Raw genomic sequence first — 19,019 nt, 5'->3', positions numbered from 1 at the left:
GGGGACTACGCCGGCTCCGGAGCCTGTCCTCCGGGACGGACGACGGCGACGGGACAGTGGGAGTGGTGCAGGACGCCGTGACTGACCGAGCCGAAGACGGCGGAGGCGAGCAGGCCGTGACCTCGGGAGCCGACGACGACCATGTCGGCTTCGGTGGAGGCGTCACAGAGGGCTCCGACCGGGTGGCCGCAGACGACCGACTCGGTCACCGTGACGCCGGGGAACCGCTCCCGCCACGGCGTCAGCACCCGCCGGAAGAACTCGCCTCTCTCGTCGATGGCCCTCTCCGTCATGGCGCCGCCCTCGACGGCCGGCGTGAAGAGGACCGGGGGTTGCCAGGCGTGAACGGCGTGCACGACGGCGCCCCGGATCTCGGCCTCCTCGAAGGCGTGGGCGAGAGCGGCCTCCGCGCCCTCCGATCCGTCGACCCCCACCACGATCCGGCCGTGACGCGTCGTGGAGTCGCCGCGGACGACGACGACGGGACAGCCGGCGCGGCCCGCGACGCCCATGCCGACCGAACCCAGCAACAGCCCGGAGAAGCCGCCCTGGCCTCGGCTGCCGATCACCACCTGATCGGCCGTTCGGGACTCCTCCAGGAGCCTTTGGACGAGGTCTCCGTCAACGAGGGCGGTGGTGACCTCCAGTCCGGGCGCGCTCGCACGTGCCGCCTCGGCCTCATCCGCGAGCATCGCACGGCAGTGCTTCGCCTCTGGGTCACGGTAGTTCTTCATCGTGTGGACGGGGATGTCGCCGGCCCACTGCTCACGCACGTGGACGATCTTCAGGGGCCTGGCGCGCAGTACGGCCTCACGCGCGGCCCACCGCACCGCCTCCGACGCGGCGGAAGAACCGTCGGTACCGGTGATTACGGGTCTGTTCATGACGGGGCTCCTCGGACGTCGGTGTGTCAGGCGGTCAAGGCGCCCTGGATGTCGTTTCGGACGGAATTTCAGACGGGTGCGGGTCAGTCGTCATGACCGGCCCCGGCCGCTCCTCCTATGATCGCCGGACGGGCCGGAACCATGTCCATCATGATCCGCCCATGCGTTCGCCAGATCACCGCGCCCCGGGACACCAGGCGTCACTTCACCGGACGCCTACTTCCGGCAGACCCGGGCGGCGGTTCTAGCCGAGGGGGACACTCCATCGCAATCGGGTGCCGCCCCCGGGGGGAGATTCGACCGTGAAGGAGCCGCCCAGGCGTTCGGCCCGGTCCTGGAGATTGCGCAACCCGCTACGCCGGCCCTCCTCCGGCACCCCCACCCCGTCATCGGTCACCCGCAGGTCGAGCCGATCCTCACTCGCCTCGACCGCCACCTCGACCTTGCCCGCCCGAGCATGACGCACCACGTTGGACAGCGCCTCCCGCAACACCGCCAGCACCTGCTCGACGACCGGTTTCGGCACCCGGGTGTCCAACTGACCTTCCATGGTCAGACCCGGCATGAACCCCAGATGACCACGCGCGCCCTCCACCAGCGCCACGATCTGCGCGCGCAGCTCCTCCTCCCCCTCCTGATGCGGAACCTGCAAGGCGAAAATCGTCGAGCGGATCTGCCGGATCGTCGCGTCCAGCTCATCGATCGCACTCTGCAACCGCGACGACGCCTCTGGCCGCTCGACCAGCCGCACCGTGCTCATCAACGTCATCGCCACCGCGAACAATCGCTGGATCACCACGTCATGCAGATCCTTGGCGATCCGGTCACGGTCTTCCAGCAGCCCCAGCCGCTCGGCGTCCATCCGGCTCTCGGCCAGCTCCAACGCGATCGCCGCCTGCCCGGCGAACGCGTGCAGCATCCGCAGCTCCGCCTGGCTGAACGGCAGGCGGCCCGAGCGCTTGCCCAGCGACAACACCCCGTGCACGCTGCCCGCCGCGCCGATCGGCACCGCCGCCACCGGGCCCAGCGAGGCATAGTCGGCGATCGCGACCGGCACTCCGGCCTCGGCCGGATCGGCCACCATCAACGGCTCACCACTGCTGAACGCCCGCCCCGCCAGCGAATCGGCGACCGGCACCTGCGCGTAGACCACCTGGTCGCCCGCCAGCCCGTCGGCGATCACCACCCGCAGCATCCGCCCACTGTCATCGGGCAACAGCACGGCCACCACATCGGCGCCGACCATCTCCCGCGCACGCCTGGCGATCAACGTCAGCACCTGCCGCGGCTCTGCTCCCGACAACAAACTGGTCGTCACGTCGGAAGAGGCCTGCAGCCACCGCTCCCGCCGCCGGCTGTCGGCGTACAACCGGGCGTTCTCGATCGCCACGCCCGCCGCCGCGGCCAGCGCGGTGACGATCGCCTCGTCCTCGGCGTCGAACTCCCCGCCCCCGCGCTTCTCGGTGAGGTAGAGGTTGCCGAACACCTCCTCCCGCACCCGGATCGGCACCCCCAGGAACGACCCCATGGGGGGATGCCCCGGCGGAAACCCGTACGACTCAGGATGATCACTGATGTGAGCCAGCCGCAACGGGCGCGGCTCCTTGATCAGCAAACCCAGCAGGCCCAGCCCGTGCGGCCAGTGCTCGATCCGGGCGATCTCCTCCTCGCTCAACCCCACCGGGACGAACTGCACCAGCGTGTTGTGCTCCCCCACCGCGCCCAACGCACCGTAGGTGGCGTCCACCAACGTGGTGGCGGTCTGCACGATCCGGCGCAGCACCGTCTCCAGATCCAGATCACTGCCCACCGACACGACCGCGTTCAGCAACGCGTGCACCCGATCCCGGGTGGCCAGCACCGCCTCCAGCCGCACCTGCAGCTCCGACAACAGCTCGTCCAGCCGCATGTTCGGAATCAACCCGCCGGGCTCGATCTGTGCCATAACCGAAGTTTCGCATCCTGCGTCGGCAAAAGCCCACCCCGGCGCGGCCGGCCAGCACCCGTGAACGACCCCTCCACCCCCAAACGGACGCCCCCCGCGCAAACGGGCACGACACCCTCCCAAGCGGGCATGACACGTGAACGCCCGCCCCGATACCGGGACGGGCGTTCACATCCGAAGGCGGCGCCACCTTCGTGCAGGCGTGGCGGTACTACTTCAGGATCGGGTAGCGCCGCACCAGCCGGGTGCGCCCCCACCGGCCGCCGGCGCCCAGCACGTCCCCCGCCCCGCCCAGCGCCAGCCCGGCCAGCACCAGCGCGTAGACGAGGTGCTCGTCCATGAACGGGTTGTTGGCCAGCGGAAGCTCCGCGGCCCACATCAACACCATCAGCGCCCCTCCGCCGACGGCGGCGATCCGCATCCCCGCCCCCAGCGTCAGCGCGGCGCCCACCCCCAGCAGGCCGAGCATGAACAGCCAGTCGACCCAGCCCTGCCCGGCAAGGGCGCCGAACAGGCCGCCGAGCGCGTTGTCGCCGGTGCCCTTGAGGAAGCCGGTGGTCGGGCTCCCGCCATGGATCCACGCCCGACCGGCCGGGGTGGCCAGCCCCCAGCCGAACACCTTGTCGGCGAAGGCCCACAGGAAGATCCAGCCCAGCCCGATCCGCGTGACCGCCCAGGCGTAGCCGGCCGCGCGGCTTCCCGCCCCGGCCGAGCCGCTCCGGGCCCCGATCCGGCCACCGACGGCCCCGGCCGGGTGATCGCCCGTTCCGGCCGGACCGCTCACGGCCTTGGCCGAGCCGGTGTCAGTGACGGGCTCGGCGGCGTCGGCACGGCCGTTACGGTGGCCACTCGCGGTGATCGCCATGACTGATCTCCTTCGGTTCCGGTGCGCTCTGGTTGATGTGGCTCAATCACACCGTGCGGCGGAAGATCCCGGCAGTGCCCTACGGCTCACGCGTCCGGCCCCCGAAGTCCCTGCTTCACGGGACCTTCGGCCCTCATCGGACACTCCGGATGATCGCCGTCCCGTCATGGAGGGATGACGACGCCGTGGTTGCGTTCCCAGTCCCCGCCGGAGGGGGCGGTGTCGAACAGGACGGCGTCGACGGCGTTGCCCGTCAGGTCGTTGTCCTCGACCCTGCCGGACACGCAGCCGCCGTCGTCGGTGATCCACAGGCCGTGGGTCTGCGTCTTGGGAACTTGGTTGTCCCAGACGTGATTGCCGCGGATCGTGGGGCTCAACGTCGGCGCGTTCAGGCAGATGCCGGCCCGCACCACCGGAGAGCCGGGCAGGCTGTACGGCGCGCCCGCCTCGGGCGGATCGCCGATCCAGGCGGACGTCGCGCCGGGCCGGAAGGGCGCCAGGGTGAGTTCGGTGGCGGTGTTCGCGGTCACGATCGCCGTGCGGACGCCGACGGTGAGTATCTTGCCCCGGTGCCCGTCGGGGAGCCAGGCGGCGGCGGTGTCGGTCATGGACGTGGTGGTGTAGGTGACGGTGCCGCCTCGGCCGGAGGCCGCGGGGGCCGACCGGCGGCCGTTGTCACGGATCCGGTTGTCGAGCAGGGTGGCATCGACGAGGGTGCCGTCGACCTGGATGCCGTCCAGCGCGTTGCCCCAGATGTCGTTGCCGTCCAGGACCATCTCGGCGGAGGCGTGCGCGGGACCGCCGGGCAGGTTGTGCTGCCGGTAGCCGTGGCGGCCGTTACGGCTGATGCGGTTGCCCTGGACGGTGTAGCGCCCCGGGGTGTTGCCGATGCTGATGCCGTCGCGAACGTTGCCGTCGACGACGCAGCCGGTGACGATGCCGCCTCTTCCGGCGACGGAGGTCGTGCCCAGGCCCGAGACGTCGTATCCGGCCACCTCGTTTCCGATCATGGTGCAGGCGGCGACGATCAGTCCGTCGGCGCCCCAGTCGGAGATGCCGTACCTGTTGTTCTCGGCATGGCAGTTGGTGATGCGGATGCCGCGAGGCGGGGTCCATTCCCGACCCTGGAGTTCCAGGAAGACGCCGTTGGTTCCGTTGCCCACGGCGATGCAGCCGGTGATGGTGAGCCGCTCGACGTCACCCCAGCCGCCGATGCCGATGCCCAGGCCGGCGCCGCCTATCTGCTCGCCTCTGTCCAGCCGCCCGCAGCGTACGGCGACGATGCCCTCCACCAGCGAGTCCTGGAGGAAGTCGCAGCCGAAGCCGGAGGCGGCGGTGTCGTGGATGTACAGGTCGCGGAAGCGGCCCCGGAGCACGTACTGCAGGCCCAGCCCTTTGGCGAGCACGTCGTAGTCGGCGAGTGCCACGCCAGAGCCGTCGATCTCGAATCCGGCGAAGGTGCAGTCGGCGAGGTGGTTGTCGGGGCCGGCACCATGCTGGAGGGCGGTGAAGAAGGCCAGCGGTGTCGGATCGGTGGGATCGCCGGAGTTGGACAGGACGAATCGGGTCGCCCCCGGCCCCGCGCCGATGAGGGAGACGCCGCTTCTCCACACGGTGCCCGCGTCCCGGATCGAGTACACACCGGGCGGGCAGTAGACGACCCGCGGCCGGCCGTCGGCGGCGCAGGCGGCCCCGACCGCGTCGACCAGCCTGGCCAGGGCCGGCTGGTCGTTCGTGACGCCGTCACCGGCGAGACCGTGCTCGCGGGCGTCGTAGACGGTGGAGTCCGCCGCGAAGGAACCGGTGGCCGGGGGCAGGCGGACGACCGGTTCGGCGGCGGGAAGGGCCAGGGAGTAGGTGCGGCCGGGTGCGTCGGGCCACCGTTCGGTGACCCGGTAGGTCCAGTCGGAGGGGGTGACGCCGGCGGCGTCGGTGGCCGGCAGTTCGAGGGTGAAGCGGCCGGAGTCGTCGAGCCGCGCCTCGGTCCCGCGCAGGACGATGAGGCCGTGTTCGGCGCTGGTGAGGGCGGCGGGCTCCGGCTCGATGACCACGATGCCGCGGCGGGGCGCGCCGTCGGGGCACAGGTAGTGTCCGGTCACGACGACGGTCGGCAGGTCTGCGGGCAGGGACATCCCGGTCTCCTCTCGGCGAGCCTCAGCCGGTGGGCATGGCGCAGGGGCGAGGACGGCAGAGGCGGGCGGCGACGCCGGCGGAGGAGGACGGCCTGGACATCGCCCGTCGTGAGGGCCGGCCGGGGCAGGCTCCCGTGATGGGTTCACTTCCCTCCCTTCCCGCGAAGTAAGCGCCGGTCAGGCGGGTTTTCACCCCAACCTATAATCACCTTAAGTCATGATATGAATACTTTAAGTGGGAAAATCTGGGGAGCGACCGGGGCGTCCCGATGGGTTCCGGCGACACCGGAGCCGAACACCGAGGAGGCAGCAATGGAGTGGTTTCCCGCCATGCCGCTGGAGGACTGGGTCCGCACGAAGGAGACGGTGCACCGGTTCACCCAGATCGTCGGAAAGGTACGGCTGGCCGCGAGCGTCCGCCGCAACCACTGGTGGAATGTCCCCTTTCACCTGACCGGGAGAGGAATCACCACACGACCGGCGGGCGGCTTCGACGGCATGCCGATCTTCGCCATCGACTTCGACTTCGTCGGCCACCAGCTGGTCGTCAACCGGCTGGACGGGCGCGGCGTGACGTTCGGCCTGATGGGGCACTCCGTCGCATCCTTCCATCGCACCTTGTTCGAGGTGCTGGGGAACCTGGGCGTCGAAGTGGAGATCGAGGCGGAGCCGTTCGGGCTCACCGACAGCACGCCGTTCGCCCAGGACACCGGGCACGCCGACTACGACCCGGTGATGGTGACCCGTTACTGGCGAGTCCTTTCCCAGGTCAACCTGGTGCTGGAGCGTTTCGCCGCCGAGTTCTGCGGCAAGATCAGCCCGGTGCACCACTTCTGGCACACCTTCGACATCGCGGTGACCCGCTTTTCCGGCCGCTCGGCCGGCCCCGAGTCCAAGGCCGACCCCGTCACCAGGGAGGCCTACTCGCATGAGGTGATCAGCAGCGGGTTCTGGTTCGGCGATGACGCGATGCCCTGGCCGGCGTTCTACTCCTACACCGCGCCCGAGCCGCCCGGTCTCGCCGAAGAGCCGCTGCGGCCGAAGGAGGCCGCCTGGCTGCCGCAGCGGGGAAGCCATCTGGCCGTTCTGCGCTACGACGACGCGCGCGCCCACGACGACCCCGTCGCCACCGTGCTGGATTTTCTCGACAGCGCCTATCAGGCAGGCGCCCGGCGGGCTCGCTGGGACGCGGACCTGCTGGTCAGCCCGCCCGGAGTCACCGATCCGCTCACCGGAGCGGAAACCCGGTAGCGACGGCGGCGGCACGCGCTCCGCCCTCGCCGGGTGGTGCCCCGTACCGGCCCACCAGGCCGGGCGCGCCACAGGCGGGAAGAAGACCGCACGACGCCTGGTTTGGCAGGTCATGACCACCATCGCTGTCACAGGGGCCACCGGCCGTCTCGGCGGGCGCGTCGCCGGCCGGCTCGCCGCGACCGGAGCCGCGCAGAGACTGATCGTCCGTGACCCGGCTCGCGCGCCGCGGCTCGCCGGGGCGGAGATCGCGCAGGCCGGCTATGCCGACACCGACGCGGCGCGCCGGGCCCTCGACGGTGTCGAAACCGTGCTCATGGTGTCGGCGTCGGAGACTCCCGACCGCGTCGACCAGCACCGCGCCTTCGTCGACGCCGCCGCCGACGCCGGGGTCGGCCATCTGGTCTACGTCTCCTTCTACGGAGCCTCCCCCACCGCGACGTTCACCCTCGCTCGCGACCACTGGGCGACCGAGGAGCACATCCGCACCAGCGGGCTGCCGTTCACCTTCCTGCGGGACAACCTCTACGCGGACTTCCTTCCGTCGATGGTCGGGCAGGACGGCGTGCTGCGCGGCCCCGCGGGCGACGGGCGGGTGGCGGCGGTCGCCCAGGACGACATCGCGGCCGCCGCCACCGCCGTCTTGGGCGCGCCCACCGCGCACGTCGGCATGACCTACGACCTGACCGGACCGCAAGCGCTCACCCTCGACGAGGCGGCCGCGATCGTCGGCGCCGCCACCGGCCGCCGGGTGACCTACCATCCGGAAACGGTCGAGGAGGCCTATGAGTCCCGTGCCCGCTATGGCGCTCCCCGTTGGCAGGTCGATGCCTGGGTGTCGACCTACACCTCCATCGCCAACGGCGAGATGGGCGGCGTCAGCGACGCCGTGCCCCGGCTGACCGGGCGCCCCGCCACCTCGCTGGCCGACCTGCTCGCCTCCTGAGCATCGCGGGCGAGCCTGATCGCCTCGCCGATCGGCTCCCCGCCCCTTCGCCCCGGGTTCACCGCGGGCCGGTTTCCCCGCTCCTTCACCGTCTCCTTCACCCTGGGCCGGGCTCCGCCGCTCGGCCCCTCCTCCCGTCGCAAGTCACCCGGCGTCGAGTCCGTGGCGCAACAGGGCGAAGGCGCGTTCGGCGGCGTGGACGGCCGCGGGATGGACCTGCGCGGCCGTCTCCCCCTCGGCGAGCCTGCGCCAGTTCCGGTGGGCCAGCACGCGCTGTACGACGAGCACCTGCCCGGCGACGAGCCGCGCGGTGAGCTCGTCGGTGCTCTCCATGAGCGCCTCGGCCAGCGCCTCCTCGTCCACGGCCACGTAGTGGGACACGCGCGCCGCCAGGCTGGGCGTGGAGAAGACCATGCGGTGGTAACCGAGTACCTCCGGGTGGTCGTTGAGGCCGGTGACGGGATCATGCCGCTCCAGCCCGGCCAGGAAATGGCGCTCCAACGCCTCCAACGGCTCCTCGCCCGGCTGCCGGCCGCGCACGACGCGGGCGGCCTCGCCCTGGTGGTCGGCGATCCGGTGCAGGACGAGGTCCTCCTTGGTGGCGAAGTATTTGAAGAGGGTCGGCTTGGAGACCTCCGCCGCCGCGGCGACCTCGGCGACGGACACCTCGCCGAATCCCCGTTCCAGGAACAGCGAGATCGCCGCCGTGGAGATCGCCTCATGGATCCGCTGCTTCTTGATGTGCCGAAGTCCTGTCACACGTCCATCCTACTTGGGTGTTAACCTGGTTAATATCTTAACCGAGTTAACTTTGGTGGTGCGGGATGACCATACTTGACGATGAGAAGGCCTACCTCGTCCGCTGCGAGGCGGCGTTGCGCAGGATGCTCGACGGTGCCCGCCTGAACGTCGTCATCGGCGAGCAGGTGGCCGGTGACCGCTACAGCGCCGAAAGGCTCGGGCGCCATCTGAAAAGCCTGGCCAAGGAGCTGGAGGAGGGACCTGGCGGGCCGCCGTTCTTCGGCCGCCTCGACTTCGGCTCGACCGCCGCCGCCGGCGACCACCGCGCCCAGCGCTACTACATCGGCCGGCGGCACGTCTCCGGCGACGTGGGGCAGCAGCCGATGGTCATCGACTGGCGCGCCCCCGTCTCCCGGGCGTTCTACCAGGCCAGCGCCCGCGACCCGCGAGGTGTCGCCGTGCGCCGCCGCTTCGGCTGGGCGGCGGGGAGACTGACCGGCTTCGAGGACGAGCGGCTGGAGCGGGGCGAGGACCTGGGGACCGCGAGCCGGATCGTGGCCGCCGAGATCGAACGCCCCCGCGTCGGCCCGATGCGCGACATCGTCGCCACCATCCAGCCCGAGCAGGACGAGCTCGTCCGGGCCGAGCTGGAGGAGTCGATCTGCGTCCAGGGCGCGCCGGGCACCGGCAAGACCGCCGTGGGCCTGCATCGGGCCGCCTATCTGCTGTACGCCCACCGGCAGCGGCTCGAACGCGGGGGCGTGCTGGTGCTCGGCCCCAACCGCGCCTTCCTCGGCTACATCTCGGCGGTACTGCCGGCACTGGGCGAGGTCGACGTCGAGCAGACGACGCTGGAGCGCCTGCTGGCCCCGGGACCGGTCGAGGGCATGGACAGTGAAGCCGCCGCAGTCGTCAAACACGACGCCCGGATGGCCGAGGTCCTGCGCCGGGCGCTGTACGGGCGGGTGTGCGGGCCCGTCGAGCCGATCACCGTCCCCGACGGCTCCTACCGGTGGCGCGTGCCGGAGGAGGAACTGCGCCGCATCGTCGACGACACCCTGCGCGAGGCGCCGCCGTACGCCGTCGGGCGCGAGCGCGTGCTCTCCCGTGTCGTCGCCACGCTGCAACGGCAGGCCGAGGCTCGCGGGCAGAACGCCAACGCCGCCTGGGCGCGCAGGGTGGGCCGGGCCGCCACCCCGTTCCTGGACGCGGTGTGGCCCGCCGTACGGCCGCAGGAGGTCGTCGCGGAGCTGCTCGGCGACCCCGCGGCGCTGGCACGGGCCGCCGTCGGGGTGCTCACACCGCCCGAACAGGCGGCGATCGTGTGGTCCAGGCCACCGCGGACCCACAAGAGCGCCAGGTGGTCGGCGGCCGACGCCGTGCTCGTCGACGAGGTCGCCGGCCTGCTCGAACGCCCGCGCAGCTACGGCCACGTGATCATTGACGAGGCACAGGACCTGTCGGCGATGCAGTGCCGGGCCGTCGCCCGCAGGAGCGAGCACGGCTCGATCACCGTGCTGGGCGACCTGGCGCAGGGCACGACGCCCTGGGCCGCCCGCGACTGGCCGGACCGGCTGGCGCATCTGGGCAAGCCGCAGGCGCAGGTGATCGCGCTGGCGACCGGCTTCCGGGTGCCCGCGGCCGTCGTCGCGCTCGCCAACCGGCTGCTCGAAGCCCTCGACGTGGGCGTGCCGATGACCCGCTCCTTCCGGGCCGACGGCCGGCTCCGCATCCGTCGGGCGCCCGACCTCCGGCACGCCACCGTGGCCGCGGTGCGCGACGCCCTGTGCCACGAGGGCTCGATCGCCGTCATCGCCGCCGACGCCGCCGTCGAGGAACTGACGGCGGAGCTGTGGAACGCGGGCGTCACGGTCACCGAGGTCGGCGGGCCCGGCCCGGCCGGCGGTGCCACGTCGGTGAGCGTCGTGCCGGCGACCCTGGCCAAGGGGCTGGAGTACGACCACGTGGTGGTGGTCGAGCCGGCGGACATCGCCGACGCCGGGGAGCGGGGCCTGAACCGGCTGTACGTGGTGCTCACCCGCGCCGTCTCACGGCTCGATGTGCTGCACCACCGTCCTCTGCCCCCGCCGCTGGCCGACCTGTGACCCCGGGCGCCCGGCCGATCGGCGACGCGAACGGCGCTCTCCCCCGCCGGCGGAGCGTCGCTTCCGGAGAGGCCGTTCGTCAGGGCGAGTCAGGCGGGCGGGCGGACGGCCGTGCTCTCCCGCACGACGAGCTCGGGTTCGATCATCCGGTGCGGCGCGCCGGTCCCGCCGTCGATCCGGTCGAGAAGCAACTGGAAGGCCAGGCGTCCGACCTCCGCGAAGTTCTGCCTGACCGTACTCAGCGGCGGCCAGAGATAGGCGGCCTCGGGGACGTCGTCGAAGCCCACGACGCTGACGTCCCGCGGCACCTCGCGGCCGGCCTCGCGCAGCGCGCGCAACACCCCGGTGGCCATGTGGTCGTTGGCCACGAAGATCGCGGTGACCTCGGGGTCACGAGCCAGGCGCCTGCCGTGCTCGAACCCCGAACGGGCACTCCAGTCGCCGAGCAGCGGCTCGGGAACCTCGCGCCCCTCGGACTCCAGCACCGATCGCCAGCCCGCGACCCGCCTGCCGGCGTCGATCCAGTCCTGCGGCCCCGACACGTGCCACACGGTCTCGTGCCCCAGACTGAGCAGGTGCCTGGTGGCCCGCACGGCACCGGCGAACTGGTCCACGGTGGCCCCGGGAACGGGCAGGTCGTCCCCCGCGCCGACCACCACCGCGGGAAGGTCGGGGGGAAGGTGGCGCAGTCCCTCGGCCGCCGACTCGTGGGAGGCCACGATGACGATGCCGTCGACGGACTGGGAACGGAACCGGTCGACGGCATCACCGATGGATCTCCGACTCAGCACGCTCAGGCTCACTATCGTGATGAAGTAGTCCTCCGAGCGGGCGGCCTGCTCGATGGCGTGGAGCGTCGAGGCCGGGCCGTACAGAGTGGTGTCGAAGCTGACCACCCCGAGCACCCCGGAGCGGCCGGTCACCAGCGAGCGGGCGACGGAGTTGGGCCGGTAGCCCAGCTCGCGCACCGCGTCCAGGACGCGGGCGCGGGTGTCCGGACGCACCTTCTCGGGGTTGTTGAGGACGCGGGAGACGGTCATCGTCGAGACGCCCGCCCGCTCCGCGACGTCCTCCATGACGGCGACCCTCGGGCGCTCGGGGAACGCCCCTCCTGATACGCGCTGGGTCAACCTGCCCGCCTCGTCGAAATCACTCTCGGGATGGCCAAATGTTTGCGCCAACAGGGCCGAGCGAAACCAGAACGGCCCCCATCTGCGCGAAAACCATCCTAGCGGCGAAGAACAAGGAGGATCGATCAGTCTCTTCCCCCAATGATAGCGCTAACAATAACTGAATCCCGATTGTCGGGGAGCTCGCCGCCGATATCGGAGAAGACGCGCCTTTCACCGTCCCGCCCCACCGTCCGCGGGGACGGCGCCGTGCATGGCCCGCCGCCGGGACGCGAGCGGCCGGAGCTCCGCCGTATCACCGCGAAAATCTAGAAATCCAGCAGATTTTCGCGAACCCGGGCAGACTTCGGGAAACATTCACCAAAGACGGGAGAGGCCGAACATGGCGGAACAACCACGGTTGCTGCGGACTGGACGAGCGATGGCGGCGGCCACCTTCGTCTCCCGGGTGACCGGGTTCGGACGCACGCTCGCGCTGGCCGCCGCGCTCGGGCTCGGGACGCACCTGCTGGAGGCCCACACGGTGGCCAACACCGTGCCGAACACCATCTACGACCTGCTCCTGGGCGGGGCGCTGGCCGGCGTCATCGTCCCCCTCCTGGTCCGGGCCGACGCCGAGGAGTCCGTCGACGAGGAATTGTTCGCCCAGCGCCTGTTGTCCCTGGTCGTCTATGTCCTGTCCGCAGCGGTGATCGTCACGATCGCCGCCGCCCCGGTGATCATCGACCTCTACGCCTCGGGCCTCAGCCCGGCCGAGCGTCAGGCGGCGATCGTGTTCGCCCGCTTCTTCCTACCCCAGCTCCTGTTCTACGGGGTCAGCGCGACCCTGGCCGCGGTTCTGAACGCCCGCGGCAGGCTCGTCTCCCCGATGTGGGCTCCGGTCGCCAACAACCTCGTGGTCATCGCCACCGTGCTGCTCTATCTCGTCATCGGCGGAACTGGGCGCCTTGCGACGCTGACCCAGGGCCAGACGCTGTTGCTGGCGATCGGCACCACCGCCGGGATCGCCGCCCAGGCACTGGTCCTGGCGCTGGCCGGGCGCCGGTCCGGATTCCGGCTTCGCCTGCGCGCCGATCCCCGAGGCATCGGGCTCCGCCGTATCGCCGCCATGGCCGGATGGACGCTCGCCTCGGTGATCGCCGGTCACTGTGTATTCCTCGTCACCACCAACCTGTCGTCGACGGCGGGCCTGCCGGGGGCGATCGGGATCTCCGCCAACGCCTGGGCGCTGTTCCAGCTCCCGTACGCGGTCATCGCGGTGACCGTCGTCACCGGCGTGCTCCCCCGGATGAGCCGGGCCGCCGCCGAACGCGATCTCTCGCGGGTCACCGCCGACCTGTCTCGCTGCCTGCGGCTGACCGGCTTCGCGCTCGTGCCCACCGCCGTCGCGCTCGTCGTGCTCGGCCCGCGCATCTCCACGACGCTGTTCGCGCACGGCAACGCCTCACCCGCGGCCGCCCAGCTCACGGGATCCATGCTGGCGGCGTACGGATTGGCGCTGGTTCCGTACGCCGGCTACCAGATCATGCTCCGCGTGTTCTACGCGCTTTCCGATACGCGCACGCCCGCGTTGATCGGCGTGGGGGTCTCCGCCGTGGCCGTCACCGGCTGCCTCGTGGCCGGGCGGATGACGCGGGGCGCGGATCTGATCGTCGCGATCGCCCTCGCGTGGACCCTCGCCTCCGTCGCCGGCCTGGTCGCCACCGCGCTCGTGCTGCGTCGCCGGATCGGCCGCGTCGACGGGCACCGCCTTCTGGACGCCCATGCCCGGATGCTCGCCGCAGCCCTGGCCGCCGGCGCCGGAGCGGCCGTCACCGTCCGCGCGCTCGGCCCCGCCGCCGGGACCGCCTGGCACGGCTCGGTCACGGTCCTCACGTGCGCGGTGGCCGTCGGGGCGGTCCTGTACGTTCTCGCCGCGCGCTGCCTGCGCGTCGGCGAACTTCGAGGTCTCGGCGCCGTCTTCCGGATCAACGCCTCCTGAAGGGCGGCGGGAAGTGCGGCGTCGGCGGGGAGAGCCCGCGCCCACCAGATTCAAGAAATGGCTAACACGCGGATGACCTGCGACGACAAGGGAAGGAGCATGGTTGCGACTCTGCCGACCATTGTGAGGAATCATGCGGTTCCTGGCTCGCCCACACCAGCTTCCCGCCCGGCTCGCCGCCGGCGCCTTCATCATGAACTCAGGGTTGACCCTGGCGTCCTCCTACCGGGAGAGCGCGCCCCACATTCACGGGATGGCGGCGACGGCCTACCCGTTCCTGAAGGACATGGACGCGGAGGAGTTCACGCGGTGGCTGGCCAAGGGCCAGATCGCCGTCGGCGCGGCGCTGCTGATCCCGCTGGTGCCCTCCCTGCTGGCGGGCGCCGCGCTCACCGCCTTCGCCGGAGGGCTGGTCGGCCTGTATCTGAAGACGCCGGGTCTACGTCAGGAGGGCAGCCTGCGGCCTACCCAGGAAGGCCTCTCCTTCGCCAAGGACGTCTGGCTCCTGGGCATCGGCGCCGGCCTCGTCGCCGAGGAGCTCGTCCGCGACTGAGCCGCCGGACCGGCCGAACCGGAGCGATCCACCGCGGCCGGCTGTGACGGGGCGATGCTTTCATCTACCCGCGCCTCATTGACCACCAGCCTGTACAGGCCCAGCGCGGCCACCGCGATGACGACGAGGAAGCAGATCACCGCGAGGAGGGAGCCGAGCAGCCGGCGAGGACCGGGACGGTCGTCGGTGGCGGAGACCGACAGTCCGGCCAGGCCGAGCGCGTATGCCGCAATCAGCGCGGTGCCGCCGAGGAAACCTGCCGCCAGGAATCTCGTCAGGGTCGCCAGGTCTATGGAGCCGTTCATGACGCCGCTTTCTCGCCGGATGCCCGTTGCCCGGCCGCGGCCGGACGCTCGACGAGCGTGACGAGCGCGACCGCAGCGGTCCGGGCGGTCAGCCCGGCGTGTCCCGGCGCCGTGCCGGCGACGGTGCGGACCTCCCGTGCGGAAGACTGGGCGACGGCCGTCCCGGCGGGCGGCATCGGGCCTGCGTCCATATCGTGCTTTTAATCATCTTCGATGATGGGTAACCCACCCTTCCCGTAAAATTCCGGCCTTGCGCGAGGGCCGTCCCGTCCTATCCGCGGGATCCCTAGCGCCATTCGACGGCGAAGGCCCGGGCCGGATTGGCCACGAGGATCTGCTCGGCGAGGCCGTCGCCCAGTTCCTCCTCAAGTCGCGGGCGTAGCCCACTGAGCAGAAAGGGCATTCCGGGGCCACCGCCGGTGGCGGCCCGGGCCGCAGCGGTCGTGGTGTCGCCGCCGAGGAGCAGCTGGCCGGCGTGACCCGCGTCGACGAGTGAGGCGAGCGCGTCGAAGAGCCGCCAGTCGGTGGCGTGGTTGGCTCGTGACGGGCCGTCGAACGCGAGGAACGCTCCCGATTCGGCGAGTCGCCGATGGACTCGCAGGTCAGGCGAGCGGTTCAGATGGCCGAGGATGATCCGATCGGCGGGCACCCGTAGTTTCCCGCACAGCAGGTCGAGCACGTCCAGCGCGGCGGTGCCGAGCTCGTGGTGCACGCCGATGGGGGCGCCGGTCGCGTGGTGAGCCCGCGCGGCGGCGGTCATGACGTGCCGGGCGTGTTCGTCGAGGCCGTGGAACCCTCCGGCGACCTTGATCATTCCGGCTCGAGCGGGGAGGAGCGGGCCGTCGGGGTCGTCGCCAGGGCGCAGACCCCGGGTGAGCTCGCCGATGAACAGCTCCTCCAACCGCTCCCAGACGCGGCCGAGCAGGCCGGCGTCGTAGTTCGCGGCCTGGTGCAGGCCGGTGGCGGCGATCACGTTGACCCCCGTGGAGCGGGAGACCCGCGCGAGAGCCTCGGCCCGCCGACCCATCCCGAACGGCGTCCACTGCGCCACGGACCGGCCTCCGAGATCACCGAAGGCGCGCAGCTCGGCCGCCGCCGCCTCCGGGTCGTCGAGCTCTTGGCCGGGCAGGCGGGGGGTGCTCATGAAGAGATGGTCATGCGCGTCACAGGTTCCCAGCTCTTCGGGCCTGATGTCACCGAGGACGGTACGGATCGCGCTCATGCGGAGGTCCCGGCGAGTGCGGAGGCGGCGACCCGCAGACCGGCCAGGGCCTTCGGCATGCCGATGTAAGGGGCCAGGTGGACGAAAACCTCCACGATCTCCTCTGCCGTCAGGCCCACCCGCAGGCTGGTCCTCACGTGACCGGTCAGCTGCGGGTCCACGCCGCCGAGGGCGGTGAGCGCGGCCAGGTTGACCAGTTGCCGTTCGCGCAACGTCAGGCCGTCGCGCTGGTAGGTGCCGCCGAAGACGCTGGTCACGATCCAGTCGGGAAACCCCGGTGCGATCCGCTCCAGGCCGGGCAGCGTCGCCTCCCTGGTCTGCTCGTCCTGGAGCGCCTCCAGCAGCCGGTAGCCCTCCTCACGATCCAGCCGCGCCTCGCTAGGGCGCCGGGTCGTCGTCTCGTTGTGCTCCATGGGGTTCCTTTCGCTCAACGGTCCGATGTAACGCGTCAACCGTTACACAGCGGCGAATGTAACGGTTGACGCGTTACACCGTCAACACGGCCGGCGGCGTCGTCCCCGGAGAGGCGGACGGAGTCGGTGGCGCCGTTCCGGAACGCGCCGACAACGCGCAGGTAACGGCTGCAGCGTTACACTCGCCGGGTGAACGACGACGAGCGTCTCGCCTTCCGCTTTCATGGCGGCGACACGTGGCTCAACCTGCTCGCGACCCGCGGGCGCAGCTTCAGCGCGCAGCCGGTGGAGCGCCTCACCACGCCCGAACGGCTGCGCGAGTGGCTCGACCGTTCCGAACTGGCTCCGGCCCTGCCGCCGCAGGCCGCCGACCTGGACCGGGCCCGAGCGCTGCGGGAGACGCTGCGCGCACTCGCGCTCGCGACGGCGTCGGGGCAACCGCCTCCCCCCGAGGCCACCGCCGACCTGGCCGCCTTCCTCACCGACCAGCCCGACCCCGTGCACCTCGTCGCCGGGGAACGCCTGCTCAGGGAGCTCCCGCCCACCACCGGTGCGGCCCTTGCCCGCATCGCCCGGCAGGCGGTCGACCATCTCACCGGTCCCGGACGGCACGCACTGACGATCTGCGCCGAGCACGACTGCCACTGGGTCTTCGCCGATCCCACCGGCAGGCGCCGCTGGTGCCCGGAACCCGCCTGCGCGAGCCGAGGCCGGGTACGCGCTCTTCGCGCGCGCCGCCGGAGCACCGCCCCGGACCACCCCTGACCCGGACCACCCCGGGCCGGCCCACCTCGAACCACACTCGCACCGGAAGGGCCGTCATGATCAGTGGGCCTCGTTTCTGTACCTATTAGTATGTACAATCATGCCATGACCGCTGAGGAACGTTTGATCGAGAGCACCCGGGAGCTGCTCTGGGAGCGGGGTTACGTCGGCACCAGCCCCAAGGCGATCCAGCAACGGGCCGGAGCCGGTCAGGGCAGCATGTACCACCACTTCTCCGGTAAACCCGACCTCGCGTTGGCGGCCGTACGGCGTACCGCGGAGGACATGCGGGCCAAGGCGGAAGTCCAGTTCTCCGGCGAAGGGACCGCGATCGAGCGGATCTCGGCCTACCTGCTGCGGGAGCGGGAGGTGCTGCGCGGCTGCCCGATCGGGCGGTTGACGCAGGACCCCGACATCGTCGCCAGTCCGAGCCTGCGCCGACCCCTGGAGGAGACCTTCGACTGGCTGCGGGGCCGGCTGGCGGAAGTCCTCGCCGAGGGGCGGTCCAGGAACGAGTTCGCCGTGGACCTCGATCCGGCCGACACCGCCGCCACGATCATCGCCGTGCTGCAAGGCGGCTACGTACTGGCCAGGGCCGCCGACTCGACCGAACCGTTCGACCGGGCGGTCAACGGCGTGCTCGCGCTGCTCGCCGCCCGCACCCGCACCGCCTGACCACGCCGACCCCGGCGACCACCCCTCCCGACGATCCGCAGGAGAAATCCCTTCCCGTGTACGCCATGCAGTACGAGATCACGTTGCCCGCCGACTACGACATGAAGATCATCCGTCATCGGGTTGCGACGAGAGGCTCGGCCATGGACGCCTTCCCCGGACTGGGGCTTACAACTCCTAACGGAATGAGGTCGGTCGAGTCCGCGGACATGATCGGTCGTTGAACCGGGTGTGAGGAAGGGCGAACAGCCACCCTGGATCGTGTCCGATGGGCTCTGGCAACGGATCGAGCCGTTGCTTCCGACGGTCGAACGTCGCTACCGCTACCCCGGACGCAAGCGGATCGACGACCGCAAAGCGTTGTGCGGAATCCTGTTCGTGCTCTACACCGCGATCCCGTGGGAGTTCCTACCCCAGGAGCTGGGCTTCGGCTCGGGCATGACCTGCTGGCGGCGGCTGCGCGATTGGCATCAGACCGGCGTCTGGAACGCCCTGCATGAGCTGCTACTGGCCGAGCTGCACGCCGCTGATCGGCTGGACTGGTCCAAGGCGGTGATCGACAGCTCGCAGGTGCGGGCGCTCAAGGGCGGCCCAAAACCGGCCCGAGCCCGGTCGATCGAGGCAAGACCGGCTCCAAGCACCGTGTGATCACCGACGGGAACGGCATCCCGTTGGCGGTCAGCCTCGGCGGCGGCAACCGCAACGACATCCTGCAGCTCATGCCCCTGGTGGAGGCGATTCCACCAGTCTGCGGCAAGGTCGGCAAGCCTCGCCGAGGGCCCAAGACGCTGTATGCCGGCCGGGCCTACGATCACGACCGTTATCGCCGTCAGCTTCGCGACAAACGGATCGAGCCGATCATTGCGCGCCGCGGGACCGCGCATGGCTCCGGCCTGGGCGTGCATCGCTGGGTGGTTGAGCAGACGATCGCCCTGCTGCACTGGTTTCGCCGATTACGCATCCGCTGGGAGATCCGCGACGACATCCACGAGGCCTTCATGACCCTGGCCTCTGCCATCATCTGCTGGCGACGCCTCAATCGCTGAGCCTTTTTCACCCTGATGCGGAAGCATCAGACGGTCAGAGCAGGAAATGGAGTACCGCTG

General features: G+C 71.0%; 18 protein-coding genes. 9 read left to right on the top strand and 9 right to left on the bottom strand.

Features of this window, described 5'->3' with window-relative positions; translation table 11 throughout:
* Nucleotides 1-5 precede the first annotated feature (5 nt).
* The 4 genes from ACQPYK_RS20965 to ACQPYK_RS20950 form a co-directional block, all read right to left on the bottom strand.
* Nucleotides 6-884: a universal stress protein gene (locus ACQPYK_RS20965; protein WP_433257590.1), complete on the bottom strand. Its 879-nt coding sequence runs from the start codon at nt 882-884 to the stop codon at nt 6-8.
* Nucleotides 885-1,128: 244 nt separating this feature from the next.
* Nucleotides 1,129-2,829 carry a GAF domain-containing protein gene (locus tag ACQPYK_RS20960; protein ID WP_433257588.1) on the bottom strand — a complete coding sequence of 567 codons (1,701 nt, stop codon included), beginning with the start codon at nt 2,827-2,829 and terminating at the stop codon, nt 1,129-1,131.
* A gap of 211 nt (nt 2,830-3,040) precedes the next feature.
* Nucleotides 3,041-3,694, bottom strand: a complete 654-nt coding sequence (locus ACQPYK_RS20955) for a hypothetical protein (protein WP_433257586.1) — start codon at nt 3,692-3,694, stop codon at nt 3,041-3,043.
* A gap of 164 nt (nt 3,695-3,858) precedes the next feature.
* On the bottom strand, nt 3,859-5,826 hold the full coding sequence (locus tag ACQPYK_RS20950) for a right-handed parallel beta-helix repeat-containing protein (RefSeq protein ID WP_433257584.1): 1,968 nt from the start codon (nt 5,824-5,826) through the stop codon (nt 3,859-3,861).
* 312 nt (nt 5,827-6,138) lie between these two features.
* Between ACQPYK_RS20950 and ACQPYK_RS20945 the strand changes: the two genes are divergently transcribed.
* Together ACQPYK_RS20945 and ACQPYK_RS20940 are read left to right on the top strand one after the other, a co-directional pair.
* Entirely contained in the window at nt 6,139-7,077 is a 939-nt protein-coding gene (locus ACQPYK_RS20945; RefSeq protein ID WP_433257582.1) for a DUF5996 family protein, read from the top strand.
* A 112-nt stretch (nt 7,078-7,189) separates the two neighbouring features.
* The gene (locus ACQPYK_RS20940) at nt 7,190-8,023 is read left to right on the top strand and encodes an SDR family oxidoreductase (protein WP_433257580.1); all 834 of its coding nucleotides are present in this window, start codon (nt 7,190-7,192) and stop codon (nt 8,021-8,023) included.
* 144 nt (nt 8,024-8,167) lie between these two features.
* On the opposite strand, the gene ACQPYK_RS20935 is transcribed toward ACQPYK_RS20940, so the two are convergent.
* Nucleotides 8,168-8,782 carry a TetR/AcrR family transcriptional regulator gene (locus ACQPYK_RS20935; protein ID WP_433257578.1) on the bottom strand — a complete coding sequence of 205 codons (615 nt, stop codon included), beginning with the start codon at nt 8,780-8,782 and terminating at the stop codon, nt 8,168-8,170.
* Nucleotides 8,783-8,847: 65 nt separating this feature from the next.
* Here ACQPYK_RS20935 and ACQPYK_RS20930 point away from each other — a divergent pair, with 65 nt between their 5' ends.
* Entirely contained in the window at nt 8,848-10,869 is a 2,022-nt protein-coding gene (locus ACQPYK_RS20930) for a HelD family protein (RefSeq protein WP_433257576.1), read from the top strand.
* Nucleotides 10,870-10,958: 89 nt separating this feature from the next.
* Here ACQPYK_RS20930 and ACQPYK_RS20925 read toward each other — a convergent pair whose 3' ends face one another.
* Entirely contained in the window at nt 10,959-11,945 is a 987-nt protein-coding gene (locus tag ACQPYK_RS20925; RefSeq protein ID WP_433257574.1) for a LacI family DNA-binding transcriptional regulator, read from the bottom strand.
* A gap of 436 nt (nt 11,946-12,381) precedes the next feature.
* Between ACQPYK_RS20925 and murJ the strand changes: the two genes are divergently transcribed.
* Nucleotides 12,382-13,980, top strand: a complete 1,599-nt coding sequence (gene murJ, locus ACQPYK_RS20920; protein ID WP_433257572.1) for a murein biosynthesis integral membrane protein MurJ — start codon at nt 12,382-12,384, stop codon at nt 13,978-13,980.
* Between the two features lie 133 nt (nt 13,981-14,113).
* Nucleotides 14,114-14,533: a hypothetical protein gene (locus ACQPYK_RS20915; RefSeq protein ID WP_433257571.1), complete on the top strand. Its 420-nt coding sequence runs from the start codon at nt 14,114-14,116 to the stop codon at nt 14,531-14,533.
* 301 nt (nt 14,534-14,834) lie between these two features.
* On the opposite strand, the gene ACQPYK_RS20910 is transcribed toward ACQPYK_RS20915, so the two are convergent.
* The 3 genes from ACQPYK_RS20910 to ACQPYK_RS20900 form a co-directional block, all read right to left on the bottom strand.
* On the bottom strand, nt 14,835-15,029 hold the full coding sequence (locus ACQPYK_RS20910; protein WP_433257569.1) for a hypothetical protein: 195 nt from the start codon (nt 15,027-15,029) through the stop codon (nt 14,835-14,837).
* Between the two features lie 95 nt (nt 15,030-15,124).
* Nucleotides 15,125-16,060: a phosphotriesterase family protein gene (locus tag ACQPYK_RS20905; protein ID WP_433257567.1), complete on the bottom strand. Its 936-nt coding sequence runs from the start codon at nt 16,058-16,060 to the stop codon at nt 15,125-15,127.
* Complete coding sequence (locus tag ACQPYK_RS20900; protein ID WP_433257565.1) at nt 16,057-16,473, bottom strand: carboxymuconolactone decarboxylase family protein; 417 nt, start codon at nt 16,471-16,473, stop codon at nt 16,057-16,059. Before ACQPYK_RS20900 ends, ACQPYK_RS20905 begins: the two co-directional genes overlap by 4 nt.
* Before the next feature lie 189 nt (nt 16,474-16,662).
* Between ACQPYK_RS20900 and ACQPYK_RS20895 the strand changes: the two genes are divergently transcribed.
* From ACQPYK_RS20895 to ACQPYK_RS20880, 4 genes are all read left to right on the top strand, one after another.
* On the top strand, nt 16,663-17,238 hold the full coding sequence (locus tag ACQPYK_RS20895) for a CGNR zinc finger domain-containing protein (protein ID WP_433257563.1): 576 nt from the start codon (nt 16,663-16,665) through the stop codon (nt 17,236-17,238).
* A gap of 105 nt (nt 17,239-17,343) precedes the next feature.
* The gene (locus ACQPYK_RS20890; protein ID WP_433257562.1) at nt 17,344-17,913 is read left to right on the top strand and encodes a TetR/AcrR family transcriptional regulator; all 570 of its coding nucleotides are present in this window, start codon (nt 17,344-17,346) and stop codon (nt 17,911-17,913) included.
* A gap of 65 nt (nt 17,914-17,978) precedes the next feature.
* The gene (locus ACQPYK_RS20885; RefSeq protein WP_433257560.1) at nt 17,979-18,137 is read left to right on the top strand and encodes a DUF4865 family protein; all 159 of its coding nucleotides are present in this window, start codon (nt 17,979-17,981) and stop codon (nt 18,135-18,137) included.
* A 34-nt stretch (nt 18,138-18,171) separates the two neighbouring features.
* Nucleotides 18,172-18,959 (top strand): IS5 family transposase gene (locus tag ACQPYK_RS20880; protein ID WP_433258867.1). Its coding sequence is split into 2 segments (ribosomal slippage): nt 18,172-18,505 and nt 18,505-18,959, totalling 789 coding nucleotides; the frame shifts between segments, so codons are not numbered across the junction.
* The last annotated feature ends 60 nt before the right edge of the window (nt 18,960-19,019 follow it).

Origin of the sequence: Streptosporangium sp. CA-135522 (assembly GCF_050949235.1) — a bacterium.
Classification (GTDB): domain Bacteria; phylum Actinomycetota; class Actinomycetes; order Streptosporangiales; family Streptosporangiaceae; genus Streptosporangium.
This window is presented reverse-complemented; position numbering and strand designations above follow the sequence as displayed.